The sequence below is a fragment of the Lysobacter enzymogenes genome (assembly GCF_017168095.1).
GTDB lineage: Bacteria > Pseudomonadota > Gammaproteobacteria > Xanthomonadales > Xanthomonadaceae > Lysobacter > Lysobacter enzymogenes_D.
Map to the genome: position 1 here is coordinate 1 of NZ_LXSD01000290.1, position 15,710 is coordinate 15,710.

Below are 15,710 nucleotides of genomic sequence, written 5' to 3' on the forward strand. Positions count from 1 at the left end.
CAGCATGTGCGGAATCGTAGGCGCGATCGCCGATCGCGATGTGGTGCCGGTCCTGATCGACGGCTTGAAGCGGTTGGAATACCGCGGTTACGACTCGGCCGGCATTGCCGTGTTCGACGGCGCGCAGCTGCGCCGGGTGCGCCGGACCGGGCGCGTGGCGGAGATGGAGGCGGCGGCGCAGTCCGAGGCGTTCAGCGCGCAGGTCGGCATCGGCCACACCCGCTGGGCCACGCACGGCGGAGTCACCGAAGCCAACGCGCACCCGCACATCAGCTTCGGCGAACTGGCGGTGGTGCACAACGGCATCATCGAAAACCACGACGAGCAGCGCGAGCGCCTGCGCGCGGCCGGGTATGCGTTCGAATCGCAGACCGACACCGAAGTGATCGCCCACCTGATCCATTCTTATCTGAAGCAGGGCCACGACCTGCTCGCGGCGGTGCAGTCGGCGGTGCGCGAGCTGGTCGGCGCGTATGCGATCGCGGTGGTGAGCCTCAACGAGCCGGGCCGCCTGATCGCCGCGCGCATGGGCTGCCCGCTGCTGGTCGGCCTGGGCGAGGGCGAGAACTTCGTCGCCAGCGACGTGTCGGCGATCGTGCAGGCCACGCGCCGGGTGATCTTCCTGGAAGAGGGCGACACCGCCGAGGTCACCCGCGCCGCGGTGCGGGTGTTCGATGCGGACGGCGCGCCGATCGAGCGCGACGTGCATTTGTCGGACGTGTCGCTGGCCTCGCTGGAGCTGGGCCCGTACCGGCACTTCATGCAGAAGGAGATCCACGAGCAGCCGCGCGCGATCGCCGACACCATCGAGGCGGTGATGGACAACAACGGCTTCAGCGCGTCGCTGTTCGGCGCGAAGGCCGAAGAAGTCTTCGCCGGCGTCGAGGGCGTGCAGATCCTGGCCTGCGGCACCAGCTATTACGCCGGCCTGACCGCGCGTTACTGGATCGAGGCCATCGCCGGGCTGCCGTGCAAGGTCGAGATCGCCAGCGAATACCGTTATCGCGCCGCGGTGGCGAACCCGAAGCAGCTGATCGTGACGATTTCGCAATCCGGCGAAACGCTGGACACGATGGAAGCGCTGAAGTACGCCAAATCGCTGGGCCACGACAAGACCCTGTCGATCTGCAACGTGCCCGAGAGCGCGATCCCGCGCGCGAGCCAGCTGGTGTACTACACCCGCGCCGGCGCCGAGATCGGCGTGGCCTCGACCAAGGCCTTCACCACCCAGCTGGTGGCGCTGTTCACCCTGACCGCGACGTTGGCCAAGCTGCGCGGCGCGCTCAGCGACGCACAGGAGGCCGAATACCTCGACGCGCTGCGCCACCTGCCGGGCAGCGTGCAGCACGCGCTGAACCTGGAGCCGCAGGTGGCCGGCTGGGCCGAGCGTTTCGCGCCCAAGCACCACGCGCTGTTCCTGGGCCGCGGCGTGCATTACCCGATCGCGTTGGAAGGCGCGCTCAAGCTCAAGGAAATCTCCTACATCCACGCCGAGGCGTACCCGGCGGGCGAGCTCAAGCACGGCCCGCTGGCGCTGGTGGACGCGGCGATGCCGGTGGTGGTGATCGCGCCGAACGACAAGCTGCTGGAGAAGGTGAAGTCGAACATCCAGGAAGTGCGCGCGCGCGGCGGCGAGATGTTCGTGTTCGCCGACCTGGACAGCCACTTCGGCGAATCCGAGCAGGTGCACGTGATCCGCACCCCGCGCCACGTCGGCGTGCTGTCGCCGGTGGTGCATGCGATTCCGGTGCAGTTGCTGGCGTATCACGCGGCGCTGGCGCGCGGGACGGATGTGGACAAGCCGCGCAATCTGGCCAAGGCGGTGACGGTGGAATAACCGTCGCGGCGGCGCCGCGGGCTCGGGCTCGCGGCGCTTGCTGTGGTCGCGGAAGGGATAGCGACGGCGACGGCAACAGCGACGGCAACAGCAAGATCAAAATGGATTCCGGCGTTCGCCGGAATGACGGGGTAGGGGGAAGTGCGGCGATCTTCAGCCGGCGCCACGTCCCCACCGTCATTCCGGCGAACGCCGGAATCCATTTTGATTTTCAGCTCACGCCCGCCGGCGACGAACACACCCCAAGGCTCAGTCGAACGTCGCCGCCATCAATCCGACGTACTCGCGCAGCGCCTGCGCGCTGTCGTCGAGGGTCCGCATCGACGGTGTCCAGGCTCCCGTTACCGGCGCCGCGTCCTCAGGCGGCGGCGCCAGCGGCAACGCCGGCAAACCGGCGCGTTGGAACCACTGCAGCGCGCGCGGCATGTGCAGGGCCGAGGTCACCAGGATCGCGCGCCTCCAGCCGCGTTCGGCGGCGATGCGCGCGCTGCGTTCGGCGTTGCCGCGGGTGTCGCGGCTGCCGTCTTCCAGCACCAGCGCTTCGCGCGGCACGCCGAGCTTGACCAGCGCATCGGCCATGATCGCCGCTTCGCTGATGCCGCGCGTGCTCGTGCTGGCGCCGCCGCTGACCAGGATCGCCGGCGCGCGCTCGGCCCGCCAGGCGCGCGCGGCGGCGGCGACGCGGTTGCCGGCCAGTTCCGGCGCCTCGGCGTCGCCGCCGTCGAAGCTCGTGACCCGGCCGATGCCGCCGCCGAGCACCACGATCACGTCGGCCTGCGGCAAGCCTTCGGCGCTTTGCCCCAGATAACCGTCTTGCAGCGAATCGCGCAGCGCGCCAGTCGCGGCCGGCAGCGACCACAGCAGCGACCACGCCAGCGCCAGCGCGCCGAGCGCGAACGCGCAGCGGCGCCAGTGCAGCAACCAGACTACGGCGGCCAGCGCCAGCGCGACGGCGCTGGCGTTGAGCGGCTGGGTCAACCACGCGGCGGCGAGGGCGGCGGACATGAGCGGCTCACTCCGACGAGCGCAGCAGCCCGCGCGCGCCGTCGTCGTCGCCCAGCCGCGCCAGCGCATCGCTCATCAGCCGCGCCTGGCGGTCGCGCGAGTACGCCGGCGCCGCGGCCAGGCTGGCCTCGCGCAGCCGGCGCATGCGCTCGGGATCGCCGGCCAGCGCGGCGATCGCGTCGGCCATCGCCGCCGGATCTTCCGGCGCCACGCACACCCCGCAGCCGGTGCTTTCGACGATCCGCACCGCTTCGCCGCGCGGCAGCGCCATCAGCGCCGGAATGCCCATGCCCATGCCTTCGAACAGCTTGGACGGGATCACCGAGGCGAACACCGGCGTGTCGCGCAGCGGGATCAGCGACAGATCGCACAACCCCCACAGCTTGGGCATCGCCTCCTTGGGCTGGCGCGGGATCATGCGCACGTTGGGCAGGGCGCGTTCGGCCGCCATCTGCTCCACCCGCGCGCGCTGCGCGCCGCTGCCGGCGAAGAAGAACACGATGCGCGGGTCGTCGCGCAGGCGCTGCGCGGCTTCGATCACGTGCTCCAGGCCATGCGCCATGCCGTGGGTGCCGAGGTAGCCGACCACGAACTTGCCGTCCAGGTCGTACTGCCTGGCCATCGCTTCATCGCGCGGCGCGGGCCGATAGCGCTGCAGGTCGACGCCGTTGAGCACGACATGGATCTTGTCCGCGTCCACGCCGCGCTGGATCAGTTCCTCGCGGAAGGATTGGGTGACCGGGACGATGGCGTCGGCGCTGCGGTACAGGAACATTTCGAGCTTTTCCAGCGCGCGGATCGCCGCGCTGCGCTGCATCGCGCCGACCGCGGTGATCGAGGCCGGCCACAGGTCGCGCAGCTCGAACACGAACGGCCGCCGCTTGAGCCGCGCCAGCGCCCAGCCGCCGAGCGCGCAGAAGAACTGCGGCGAAGTCGCCACCACCACGTCGTGGCGGCGCTCGAACAGCCCCGCGACGGTGCCGGCGGCCATGAAGCTGAGGTAATCCAGGGTGCGCTTGAGAAAACCCTCGTTGGCGGTGATGTAGGTCTTGACCCGCACCACGCGGATGCCGTCGAGCGTTTCGACGCTGCGCCAGGCGTTGCGGTAGCCGGCGAACAGCTTGCCTTCGGGGAAGTTCGGCGCGCAGGTGATCACCGTGACCTCGTGGCCGGCGCGCACCCAGCGCACCGCGTGCTCGTAGGTGCGGGTCGCCGGGGCGTTGCCCTCGGGCGGGAAATTGTCGGTCAGGAACAAGATGCGCATGGACTCAGCGCTCCCAGTCCAGGACCAGCGTGGCGGTGCCCACGCGCGGGTCGAGCGCGGTTTCGATCACCGTGCACGCGCGGCTCAGGCCGAAGCCGGGGTGGTAGCGGCTCGGCGTCAGCGCGTCGCCGGCGGCTTCGCTGCGCCAGCGCAGGCGGACCTCGTTGCCGTCGTCGCGGCCGCGAATGTCGTGGCCGTCGGCGTCGAAGTCCGGGTGCACGCGCAAGCGCGCCACCGCCTCGCCGAAGCGGCCTTCGATGCGGTCCTCGATGCGCAGCCCGCGCGGAGTCAGCACCCAGCGCCGGCGATGCAGCGGCCGGCCCTTGAGCCGGCGATAACCGTCGTGGGCGGCGCTGAGCCACAGCGCTTCGCCGTCGCGGCCATGCGCGAGCGCCTGCGGCCGCGCGCGGCGGGCGACGCGGAAGCTGCTCCACACTTCCGAGGAATCCTCGCCGTCGATCTCGACCGTGTTGTGCGCCGCGGTGCCGCGCTGCCACAGCCGCTGCGGGTCGATGTCGTAGCGCGAGATGCCGGCGTTGACCAGCACCCGCCGCCCGCGCAGCGACAGTTCGAAGCTCAGGGTGTCGGCGTGGGCGTGGCCGGGCAGGTAGTCCGGGCCGATTTCGCCGACATCGCAGATCAGCACCGCCTCGCCGCATTGCAGCCGCGCATAGCCCGACTGCGGCAGCAGCTGCAGCGGCTCGCGCGAGGCCGGCGGCGGCTCGATCGCGAGCGCGCGGGCGTAGTCGCGCAACTGCGCGAGGGTCGGGGCGACGCCGTGGGCGGCGTCGTTGAAGAAGGCGATGCCGCCGTCGGGATGGGTCATCACCGCCAGCCAGCTCAGCATCGCCTGCGCCTTGTCGCGCCACAGCTGCACGTCGCGCTCGGGGAACGCGCCGGGATAGACCAGGGCGAGCTGGACCAGGTCGAGCAGGTCTTCGAGCAGGATCGCGTGGTACATCGGGCTGCGCTCGAAATGGCCGCCGTCGGCGAGGATCTGCTCGCCGATTTCGGCGCGCAGGCCGTGCAGTCCGAGTTCGCGCCAGCGCACGGCTTCGGAGCCTTCGAAGAACGCGCCGGCGAACAGCAGCGCCTTGTAGTTGGCCCACAGATGATTGCCGAGCAGATGCCGCTCCAGCCGGCCGCGCAGGAACCGCACCTGGGTGGCGAGGCTGTCGAGCGCGGCGCGCGCGCGCGCGGCGTCGCCGAACAGCTGCCCGCCGCAGCGCCACTTGATCCAGTTGACGATGCGCAGCGACAGGCAATACGGCTCCCAGCCGTTGCCGGCCGGCGGCGGGTTGTCGGCGATCCAGCGCGCGATCAGGTCGCGGTGCCAGTGTTCGCGCGAGGCCGCGCCGCAGGCGTTGAGATCGTCGAAGTAGTGCAGGTTGTACAGCCACAGCTTCGGCAGCCGCGCGCTGTTCCAGTCGTTGGCGCCGATCTCGTGTTCTTCGTTGAGAAAGCGGAAGCGGGTCGGCCCCAGCATCGAGGCCTCGCGCGCGCAGGCGATCCAGCCGCGCTCGAACGCGGCCATCTGCGGCGCCGGCGCGTGCGCGACCCGCGGTCGGTGCAGGCGGTGCCAGGCGCGGCCGTAGATCTGCACCGGACGCAGATGGCGCACGGTGTGCCACAGCCGCGGCAGGCGCGTGGCCAGGCTCATGCGCTCGGCTCCGGGCGGCGGCGAGGCGTCATACCGAGGCGTCCAGTTCGATGGTGACGCGCGCGACTTCGAAGATCTCCTCGGCCGGAATCGGCGGCGGCGCCTCGCCGCGCGCGGCGCGCATGAAGGCTTGCGCGCACGCGGCCTGGCCCTTGTCCTGGCTCCACAGGTTCATCTTGGAGAAGCCCGGCCAGCCGTAGCCGCGCAGCTTGCGGAAGTTGTCCAGCGCCAGCACGCGGCCGGCGGCGAACACTTCCAGGCGTTCTTTCGGGAAGCTCTTGTGGCCGTTGGCCAGGTAATGCACGGTGCCGAACGAACCGTCGGCGAAGCTGAGGTTGAAGCTGACCCGGTCGCTGCGGATGCCGACGCCGGGCACGTTGCCGACCGCAGTGAGCTGATGGCCGACGATCGGCGCGCCGGCGAGGAAGCGCAGCAGGTCGACGAAGTGGCAGGCCTCGCCGATCAGGCGGCCGCCGCCGGCCTGCGGGTCCTGGGTCCAGTGCTCGGCCGGAATCGCGCCGGCATTGACGGTCATGACGAAGCTCTTGGGCTCGCGCACGCCGGCCAGCAGCTGATGCATCTTCTGCACCTGCGGGGCGAAGCGGCGGTTGAAGCCGACCATCAGCACCGGCGGGGCGCCGTACACGGCCTGTTCGCCGTGCGCCTTCTCGATGGTCTGCAGCTCTTCCAGGGTCAGGCACAGCGGCTTTTCCACGAATACGTGCTTGCCGCGGCGCAGCGCCTTGAACGTGAGCTCGGCGTGGCTGGCGTGCTGGGTGGCGATCACCACCGAGCCCACCGCCGGATCGCGCAGCACCGCGCTGGTGTCGGTGCTGGCGTGGCCGAAGCCGAACTTCTTGCCGAAGTGGACGCTGCCCACGCCGTTGGCGGTCACCACCGTGTGCAGGCGCGCGCCGGCCTTGGCGAAGGCGGGGATCAGCACGCGGCCGGCGTAGTTACCGGCGCCGATGAAGGCCACCGCGTTGCGGTCGGCCTTGTCGCTGTGTTCGCGCGCATCGCTGGCCACGCTCAGCGGGATGTGGCGGCGGATCAGGTGATCGGCCATTTCCTCGCCGCGGCCGTAGTCGAGCACGATGCCCAGCGACGGCCCGCCGCCGCCGAGCACGCCGTAGGCGGCTTCGGCTTCGGCGATGGGATAGCGGTGCGAGACCAGCGGCTGCACCTGCAGCGCGCCGGCCGCCATCATGTCCAGCACCGCTTCGAAATTGCGCTGCTCGGTCCAGCGCACGAAGCCGACCGGGTAATCGTTGCCGCGCTCCTCGTAGGACGGGTCGTAGCGGCCCGGGCCGTAGGAGCACGAGACCTGGAACGACAGCTCCTTCTCGTAGAAGTCGGCGCGCGACAGTTCCAGGCCGGTGACGCCGACCAGGACGATGCGGCCGCGCTTGCGGCACATGTGCGCGGCCTGCGACACCGGCTCGTTGCTCTTGCTGGAGGCGGTGATGATGACCGCGTCGACGCCGCGGCCGCGCGAGAAGCTGTGCGCGGCCGCGACCGGATCCTCGCCGCGCGACAGGTCGACGGTTTCCGCGCCGTAGCCGCGCGCCAGCGCCAGCTTGGCCGGGTCGAAGTCGATGCCGAGCACGCGGCAGCCGTGCGCGCGCAGCAACTGCACGGTGATCAGGCCGATCAGGCCCAGGCCGGTGACCACCACGGTTTCGCCGAGCGTCGGCTGGACCAGGCGGATGCCCTGCAGGCCGATCGCCGACAGCACGGTGAAGGCGGCGGCTTCGTCGCCGACTTCGTCGGGAATCTTGGCGCACAGGTTGACCGGCACCGCGACCACTTCGGCGTGCTTGCCGTTGCTGGCGACGCGGTCGCCGATCTCGAACCCGCTCACGCCCGGGCCGACGCCGATCACCGTACCGACGTTGCAATAACCCAGCGCCAGCGGTTGGTCGAGCTTGCTGCGCACCGCGTCGAGCGTGGTCGCCAGGCCGTCGGTGCGGACCTTTTCCAGCACCATGCGCACCTTGTCCGGCTGCTGGCGCGCCTTCTGCAGCAGGTTGGCCTTGCCGAACTCGACCAGCATGCGTTCGGTGCCGGCCGAAACCAGGGTGACGTGGCTGCGGATCAGCAGTTGCCCGCGGCGCAGCGCGGGGGCGGGGACGTCGGCGACTTCGGTGCTGCCGTCGCGCAGGTTTTGCAGGACTTGATGCATGGCGGTTCCGGGATATCGATGCGGGGGAGAGGAACGCTCGGGGGCGGCGCGCTCAGGGGCGTGGCGGGGCGGGGCGGTTCGACCCAGGCCGGTTCGATGCGGGCGCAACCGAAGCGGGCTTGGCCGACTGGATGAAGCTGCGGGTGACCGGCACCCAGTCGCGCTCGCCGCCGCTGACGCGTTTGCTCCAGATGACCGCGCCGTCGGCGGCGCGATGCAACTGGTCGAGCTGGAATTTCCAGTAATCGGAGGCGACGAACTCGCCGTCGCGCGGGGTCTTGTCGTGGTATTGCGGCCACACGAACGGCAGCACCGGCTTGGACGGGTCGAGCTTGCGCGCGGCGGCGATCATATTGTCCAGGCGCCGGCGCCAGCGGTCGCGGTCGTCGTCGACGGTGTAGAGCGAGGGGAAGAAGAGATCGACCGACTTGGCCAGCTCCTTGCCGCGCGCGGGGTCGTTCTTGTCGATCGAACCGGGGAAGCCGTAGTAGCCGATCGGGCGGCCGGGCGCGGCTTCGCGGGTCCAGCGCGCCAGGGTCTGCAGCTTGTCGAGGTTGGTCGCCGACAGCTCGGGGTCTTTGGCGAGGTTGATGTGCTCGAAATCCAGCACCAGCGGCCCGGGGTTGCCCAGGCTCGCGCGCACTGCGTCCTTGTAGCGCTGTTCGTCGGGCATCACGCCCTTGGCCAGCTCGGGCAATTGCGGCTCGCCGAGCAGGTTGGAGCGGGCGATGTCGAGCCGGCGGTCGTCGCCGTCGGTGTACTTGGTGTTGTTGTAGAGCTTGAAATCGCGCGCGGACGCGGCCGGCGCCAGCGCCAGCGCGCACAGCAGCGCGGCGGCGGACAGCGCGCGCAGGATCGGCGAAACGGAGGCAAGGGTCATGGCGTCAGCTCCGCGCATTCGGCGATCACCCGCGCCATCGCCGTGTCCCAGGCCTCGTAGCGCATCTGGCGCAGGCCGTGGCGGCGGGCGTCGAGCAGCGAACGGTCGGCGTCGATGCGCAGCAGTTCGCGCGCCAGCTGCGCGCCGTCGCCGTAATCGGCGAGGAAACAGGCCTGGTGCTGCTCGAACGGGGCCGAGGTGAACAAGCCGGGGTTGGTGAAGAACGGGATTTCCAGCGCCGCGCAGTCGAACCATTTGTTCGGTTCGGCCAGGCGGTTGATCTCCAGCGCCGGGTCGTAGAAGGCCAGCACCACGTCGCAGCTCAGCAGCATCGCCAGCGCCTCCTCGTTGCTGACGATGCCGCGGTAGCGCTCGCCCAGGCCGCCGGCCAGGCGCTGCGCGTCGGGCCCGAGCAGGCGCCCGGCGGCGACGAAGTCGATCTTGCCGGCGCAGGCCTCGGCCGCTTCACGCATCATCGCGGCGCCGCGCTCGGGCGAGATCAGGCCGCTGATCAGCACGCGCAGGCGGCCGTCGCGCGGCGGCAGCGCCGCGGCGATCTGGCGGGCGCGGGCGATGGTGTCGGTGTGCGGAGTGTTGCGCACCACCCGCACGTTGTCGCTGTCGTTGCCTTCGGTGCGCGAATCGCCGGGCACCACGTGCAGCGCGGCGCGGCGGCCGACGAAGCGCTCCAGCAGCTCGATGAAGCGCTTCACCGGCGCCGGCCAGGCGTAGCTTTTGGACAGCTTGTCGCGGTCGAGGAACACGTAGCGGCAGCGGCGCACGCTGGAGACCAGCGCGCACGGCAGGGCCGCGTCCAGGCGCGAGCAGAAGTACACGCCGGCGCGCGGCTGGGCGAACACCCGCGCGGTCAGCCACAGCACCCACAGCGCATAGCCCAGCGCATTGACCGCGCCGCCGCCCCACGAGCCGAAGCTCAGCAGCACGCGCACCTTGGGCAGGTCGCGCGCCTGCTTGTCGCGGCTCCAGATCCAGAACTCGTACGGCACCTGGGCGCTGTCGAGCACTTTCGACAGCTTCGCCAGGTACGGGTTCTTCAGATAGGGATTGCCTTGGCCGAGGATGATCGCTTGCATATCGAGGATTCGGGAGTGGCGCCGGGTCAGTGGGCGATGGGCTGGGACGACGCGGGAAAGCGGCGTTGGACGTTCGCGGTGCGCACGACGAACGCGGTGGACAGCGCATAGAACACGCACAGGTACAGTTCTTTCGGGCTGGTGATGTCGCCGCTGAACATGGCGTTGGCCAGCGAGTACAGCGACAGCGCGCACAGGAAGGTCGCGACCAGGTCGCGGCCCTGGCTGCGCTTGGCGCTGCGGTACAGGCGCGCGATCGCGTAGACGATCAGGGCGAAGAAGAACGCGGTGAAGACCAGGCCCGGTTCGATCAGGGTCTCGATCAGCAGGTTGTGCGGGTAGGGCTGCAGCGCGCCGCTGGCCTCGAACGCGCCGAAGCCCTGGCCGAACAGGGTGTCGCGCAGCATCGAGAACGACACTTCGTACAGGTTCATGCGCAGCACGTCGCTGCCGCTGTAGTTGCTGACCACCAGGCTGGCCAGGCGATCCTTGATCCCGTCCGGCGCCAGCACCGCCGCGGCGACCGCGAGCAAAACCACCGCCAGCCCCGCCGCCCACACCTTGCGCGAGAGCAGCAGCGCGCCGCGGTTGGTCAGCACCAGCAGCACGCCCAGGCCGAGCAGCAGCGACAGGATCGGGCCGCGCGAGCCGGCCAGCACCAGCGCCGCCACGCACGGCAGGATCAACGCGATGCGCAGCGCCTGCCGGCGCGGATCGGTGAGCAGGCGCCAGGCCAGGAACATGATCGCGGTGCCGGCCGCGCGCGCGATCCAGATCGGATTGCCGTCGCCCTGCATCAGCCGCTGCGCGCCGGTGTCGGCGCCCTTGTTCATCGCCAGCGCGGCCACGCTGAGCAAGAAGCACAGCGCGACGTAGATCTTGACGAACTGCTCGGCCGCCGCGCCGCGCAGTACGAAGCAGGCGCAGTAGGCGCAGAACACCAGGATCAGATAGAACTTGAGTTCCTTGGGCCGGTGGCCGATGTGGGTGTCCAGGTAGGCGATCTGGGCGAACGCGACCAGGCATACGATCACCGGCAGCAGGCAGGCGAAGCGGTTGAGCCCGCTGTAGGACAGCGACAGGCCGCCGAGCACGATGGTCGCGGCGATCGCCGCGTACTGGACCAGATCGGTGTCCACGGCGAAGAACACCGAGGCCCAGCCCGACAGCAGGAACAGGCCCAGGCAGGCCGGTGCCAGCAACAGCTTGGGCGCGGGAATCCGCATCGCGGCCGCTCCGTCCTCAGCCCGCGCGCGCGCCGGCGAGCGCGGCGGCGTGCGCCTGCGCGGCCTGCTTCAACGCGGCCTGCTCGACCGGGCCGACGCCGGCGCCGCGGGTGGCGCGCTCGACGTACTCGGCGACCGAGCCGACGATCTGGCCCGGATTGCCGATCACGATGCTCAGCGGCGGGATCGTGCCGCGCACCACCGCGCCGGCGCCGACGATGCAGCCCGCGCCGATGTCGGCGCCGGGCATGATGATCGAGCCGGTGCCGATGAAGGCGTGGCGGCCGATCGAGATCGGCTTGATCCGGCCTTGCGGCCGGTCGAACTTCAGCCCCAGCTCTTTGGCCACGGTATGGATCGCCCAATCGTGGGTGAGGATGCGCACGTTGCTGGAGATCGTGCAGCCCTTGCCGAGGCGGATCAGCGAATAGTCGGTGCCGTCGAACCAGATCTTGGCCGACAGATAGTTCGGCCGCTCCTCGATCTGCGCGCCTTCCGAGCGCAGGAACCAGGCGTAAAGGCGCGTGACCAGGCCGGGCTTGATGAACCAGCCCAGGCGGATGAGGCTCAGCACGACGGCCTTCTTGAGCAGGCGGAAGACTTTCATGGGCATGCTCCTATCGAGTATTGCTTGGCGCCGCGGACCAACGCAGTTCGCGGCGGTTGCAGGTGGCGAAAACGATGAGCTGCACGCTCGAGGCGATGGCGTAGGCGATGGCCACGCCGGTGGCGCCGGCGCCGAGCTTGAGCGCCAGCGCCGCCGCGCCGATCAGGCTGGCGGCGAAGGCGGCGTTGCCGATCAGCAGCACGCCGGGCCGGCCGTCGGCCGTGGCCTTGCGCATCAGGATCGTGGTCGGCGCGGTCGCGACCGCCGACAGCAGCAGCCATTGCAGCGGCACGATCGCTTCGGCATAGGCCGGGGCGAAGCGCGCCACCGCGATCGGCGCGGCCATCGCCAGCACGCCGGCGATGCAGGCGGTGACCACGACCAGCAGGGCGATGGATTGGCGCAGGGTCGCGGCGGCTTCGTCGCGCGCGCCGCGCACGATCGCCGCCGACAGCATCGGCAGCGCCGCGTTGGCGACCACGCCCATGCCGAACAGCAGGATCGAGCGCGCCTGGTTGCCGAGGGCGAAATGGCCGAGCTCGGCGTCGCCGTGGGCGCTGTGCGCGAGCATCGCCATCGACAGCCAGATCGCCGGCATGGTCAGCAGGCCCGACAACGACGACGGCAGACCCAGGCGCCAGACCACCGCCCAGTCCTCGCGCGTGGCCGCCGACCACGCCAGGCGTTCGCCGTGCTCGCGCCGGTAGCGGCGCAGCACGCGCTCCTGGCCGAGCACGATCAGCCATTGCGCGGCGATCGAGCCGTACACCGCCCAGCCGATGTCGCGCTGGGTCGCCGCGCCCCACATGATCGCGAACACCACCGGCGCGGTCAGCAGATTGGCCACCGCCTGCTGCTTGACCTTGTGCAGCGCCAGCGCGACGCCGTTCTGGATCGCGCCGACGAAGCCGGTCAGCACCAGCAGCGAGGAACTGGCGTAGACCACGGCCAGATCGCCGGAGCCGCCGAGCTTGACCGCGAGCGGGTACGAACACGCCAGCAACAGCGCGGCGAACACCAGCGAGGCCAGCAGCGCCGAGCCGTACGACACGGTCAGCGCGGCCGATACGCGTCCCTCCCCGGACGCGACCGCCTCGGCCACGATCTTGGTCGCCATCTGCCCCAGGCTCAGCGCGCAGAAAGTGGTGAACAGCAGCGCGGTGGTCTGGATCAGGGTGAACTGGCCGAACGCCGCCGGGCCGAGGTAATGCGCGGCCGCCAGCACGCCGGCGAACAGCGCGCCGCGCGAGGCCATCGCGCTGACCGCCGACAGGCTGGCGGTGCCGATCAGACGCCGCATCATCGTGCAGGGCTTCCGCGAACGGGCCTGGAACCGGGCGCGGTCGCGCTCAGGTCCAGATGCCCTTGGTGTCGACGATCTTCATGTGCTTGGGCATGACGTGCTCCTTGAAAGGTTTGTGGTCGACCAGCAGCACCGCGATGTCGGCCTCGCGGCTGGCGGTGGACAGGTCGGACAGCACCACGTTGGGCGCGCTGAGCCTGGCCGGCAGGACTTCGATGTGCGGCTCCACCGCCAGTACCGTGCCGGCGTGGCGCTGCGCCAGTTCCACCGCGATGCCCAGCGCCGGGCTTTCGCGCAGGTCGTCGATGTCGGGCTTGAAGGCCAGGCCGAACACCGCGATCTTCAGGTCCTGCGCCTGCTTGCCGGCGGCCTTGGCCTCGTCGATGGCCGCGTCGATCTTGTCCATCACCCAGCCGGGCTTGCCGTTGTTGACCTCGCGCGCGGTGCGGATCAGCCGCGCTTCCTCCGGCGCGCTGTCGACGATGAACCACGGGTCGACCGCGATGCAGTGGCCGCCCACGCCGGGGCCGGGCTGGAGGATGTTGACGCGCGGATGGCGGTTGGCCAGGCCGACCAGCTCCCACACGTTGATGCCGAGCTTGTCGCAGATGATCGACAGCTCGTTGGCGAAGGCGATGTTGACGTCGCGGAACGCGTTCTCGGTGAGCTTGCACATCTCGGCGGTGCGCGCGTTGGTGACGATGCACTGGCCGCGCACGAAGCTTTGGTACAGCTCGGCGGCGCGCTGCGAGCAGCGCGGGGTCATGCCGCCGATGACGCGGTCGTTCTCGATCAGCTCGCGCATCACCTGGCCCGGCAGCACGCGCTCGGGGCAGTGAGCGACGTTGACGTCGGCGGCGTCGCCGACGTGTTGCGGGAAGCTCAGGTCCGCGCGCGCCTCGGCCAGCCAATGCGCGAGCTGCTCGGTCGCGCCGACCGGCGAGGTCGATTCCAGCACCACCAGGTCGCCCTTGCGCAGCACCGGCGCCAGCGCCTTGGCCGCGGCTTCGATGTAGCCCAGGTCGGGCTGGTGGTCGCCCTTGAACGGGGTCGGCACCGCGATCAGGTAGGCGTCGGCATGCTCGGGCGTGGTGCTGGCGCGCAGCAGGCCGGCGTCGACCGCGGCGCGCACGGCGACGTCGAGCGCGGGCTCGACGATGTGGATCTCGCCGCGGTTGATCGTGTCCACGACCGAGGCGGTCACGTCGACGCCGATCACGCGCTTGCCCGCCGCGGCGAACGCGGCGGCGGTGGGAAGGCCGATGTAACCCAGGCCGATGACCGAGACGGTGTCGAAACTCATAAAGGCTCCAGTGGTCCTGCGTGGGGCAGGGGTGCTCAGGGATGCATGAACCCGCGCCGTCGCGCCCGCGAAGGGCGGCGACGGCGCGGGTGGGGGACTTACGCGGCCAGCAGCGAGTCTTCGCGGCGGAACTGCGCCAGGGCGGCGACGATGCGCTGGCAGGCCAGGCCGTCGCCGTAGGGGTTGTGGGCGAAGCTCATCGCTTCGTAGGCGGCGCGGTCGTTCAGCAACTGGCTGATGCCGTCGCAGATCAACTCGCGGTCGGTGCCGACCAGGCGCACCGTGCCGGCGGCGACCGCTTCCGGCCGCTCGGTGGTGTCGCGCATCACCAGCACCGGCTTGCCCAGCGACGGCGCTTCTTCCTGGATGCCGCCGGAGTCGGTGAGGATGATGTACGCGCGGTTCATCAGGTACACGAACGGCAGGTAGTCCAGCGGCTCGATCAGATGCACGTTGGCGATCCCGCGCAGCACGCGGTTGACCGGTTCGCGCACCTGCGGGTTCAGGTGCACCGGATAGACGATGTCGATCTCCGGATGGCGCAGCGCGGTGTCGCGCAGCGCCTCGCAGATGCGCTCGAAGCCGCCGCCGAAGCTCTCGCGGCGGTGGCCGGTGACCAACACCACCTTGCGCTCGTCGCGCAGGAATTCGAACTTGGCCGCGATCTCCCGGCGCAGTTCCGGCGTGCGCTCGATCCGCACCAGCACGTCCTTGAGCGCGTCGATCACGGTATTGCCGGTGATCGCGATGCGCTCGTCGGGAATGCCTTCCTCGCGCAGGTTGCCGCGCGACAGTTCGGTCGGGGCGAAGTGGATCGCCGCCAGCGCGCCGGTGAGCTTGCGGTTGGCCTCTTCCGGCCACGGCGAATACAGGTTGCCGGTGCGCAGGCCGGCCTCGACGTGGGCGACCGGAATCTGCTGGTAATACGCCGCCAGGGTCGCGGCCATCGTGGTCGAGGTGTCGCCGTGGACCAGCACCACATCGGGCTTGAGCTCGGCCAGCACCGTCTTCATCCCGGTCAGGATCGCGGTGGTGACGTCGGTGAGGTCCTGCTTGGGCTTCATGATGTTGAGGTCGAAGTCCGGCTGGATCTCGAACAGCTGCAGCACCTGGTCGAGCATCTGCCGGTGCTGGCCGGTGACGCATACGCGCGCGTCGAAGCGCGGATCCTGCGCCAGCATCTTGGCCAGCGGCGCCATCTTGATCGCTTCCGGGCGGGTGCCGAACACGCACAGGGTCTTGATCGCCGGGCCGCCGAGCTGGACCGAGGCGGCGCCCGCCGGCAGCGGCGGCAGCGGAGCGAAGCCGCCGGCGGCGGTTTCGCCGAGCGCGCCGCGGGCGTAGGCGGC

12 protein-coding genes are annotated in these 15,710 nt (G+C 70.3%); 1 reads left to right on the forward strand and 11 read right to left on the reverse strand.

Features of this window, described 5'->3' with window-relative positions; genetic code table 11:
• Nucleotides 1-4 precede the first annotated feature (4 nt).
• Nucleotides 5-1,837 carry a glutamine--fructose-6-phosphate transaminase (isomerizing) gene (gene glmS / locus A7A76_RS09230; protein WP_206410929.1) on the forward strand — a complete coding sequence of 611 codons (1,833 nt, stop codon included), beginning with the start codon at nucleotides 5-7 and terminating at the stop codon, nucleotides 1,835-1,837.
• 249 nt (nucleotides 1,838-2,086) lie between these two features.
• Here glmS and A7A76_RS09235 read toward each other — a convergent pair whose 3' ends face one another.
• The 11 genes from A7A76_RS09235 to wecB form a co-directional block, all read right to left on the reverse strand.
• Complete coding sequence (locus A7A76_RS09235; RefSeq protein ID WP_206410930.1) at nucleotides 2,087-2,842, reverse strand: YdcF family protein; 756 nt, start codon at nucleotides 2,840-2,842, stop codon at nucleotides 2,087-2,089.
• 7 nt (nucleotides 2,843-2,849) lie between these two features.
• On the reverse strand, nucleotides 2,850-4,106 hold the full coding sequence (locus tag A7A76_RS09240) for a glycosyltransferase family 4 protein (protein ID WP_206410931.1): 1,257 nt from the start codon (nucleotides 4,104-4,106) through the stop codon (nucleotides 2,850-2,852).
• A gap of 4 nt (nucleotides 4,107-4,110) precedes the next feature.
• The gene (locus A7A76_RS09245) at nucleotides 4,111-5,766 is read right to left on the reverse strand and encodes a heparinase II/III family protein (RefSeq protein WP_206410932.1); all 1,656 of its coding nucleotides are present in this window, start codon (nucleotides 5,764-5,766) and stop codon (nucleotides 4,111-4,113) included.
• Nucleotides 5,767-5,794: 28 nt separating this feature from the next.
• Entirely contained in the window at nucleotides 5,795-7,948 is a 2,154-nt protein-coding gene (locus tag A7A76_RS09250) for a bi-domain-containing oxidoreductase (protein ID WP_206410933.1), read from the reverse strand.
• A 52-nt stretch (nucleotides 7,949-8,000) separates the two neighbouring features.
• Nucleotides 8,001-8,828 (reverse strand): hypothetical protein, encoded by an 828-nt coding sequence (locus A7A76_RS09255; RefSeq protein WP_206410934.1) that lies wholly within the window; start codon nucleotides 8,826-8,828, stop codon nucleotides 8,001-8,003.
• Nucleotides 8,825-9,922 carry a hypothetical protein gene (locus A7A76_RS09260; protein WP_206410935.1) on the reverse strand — a complete coding sequence of 366 codons (1,098 nt, stop codon included), beginning with the start codon at nucleotides 9,920-9,922 and terminating at the stop codon, nucleotides 8,825-8,827. The genes A7A76_RS09255 and A7A76_RS09260 overlap by 4 nt, the downstream gene beginning before the upstream one ends.
• Before the next feature lie 26 nt (nucleotides 9,923-9,948).
• Nucleotides 9,949-11,148 (reverse strand): O-antigen ligase family protein, encoded by a 1,200-nt coding sequence (locus A7A76_RS09265; protein ID WP_206410936.1) that lies wholly within the window; start codon nucleotides 11,146-11,148, stop codon nucleotides 9,949-9,951.
• Nucleotides 11,149-11,164: 16 nt separating this feature from the next.
• The gene (locus A7A76_RS09270) at nucleotides 11,165-11,755 is read right to left on the reverse strand and encodes an acyltransferase (RefSeq protein WP_206410937.1); all 591 of its coding nucleotides are present in this window, start codon (nucleotides 11,753-11,755) and stop codon (nucleotides 11,165-11,167) included.
• Nucleotides 11,756-11,765: 10 nt separating this feature from the next.
• Nucleotides 11,766-13,058 carry an oligosaccharide flippase family protein gene (locus A7A76_RS09275; protein WP_206410938.1) on the reverse strand — a complete coding sequence of 431 codons (1,293 nt, stop codon included), beginning with the start codon at nucleotides 13,056-13,058 and terminating at the stop codon, nucleotides 11,766-11,768.
• A gap of 46 nt (nucleotides 13,059-13,104) precedes the next feature.
• Entirely contained in the window at nucleotides 13,105-14,361 is a 1,257-nt protein-coding gene (gene wecC, locus A7A76_RS09280) for a UDP-N-acetyl-D-mannosamine dehydrogenase (RefSeq protein WP_206410939.1), read from the reverse strand.
• Between the two features lie 98 nt (nucleotides 14,362-14,459).
• A partial coding sequence (gene wecB / locus A7A76_RS09285) for a non-hydrolyzing UDP-N-acetylglucosamine 2-epimerase (RefSeq protein ID WP_343225307.1) occupies nucleotides 14,460-15,710 on the reverse strand: 1,251 nt, incomplete at its 5' end.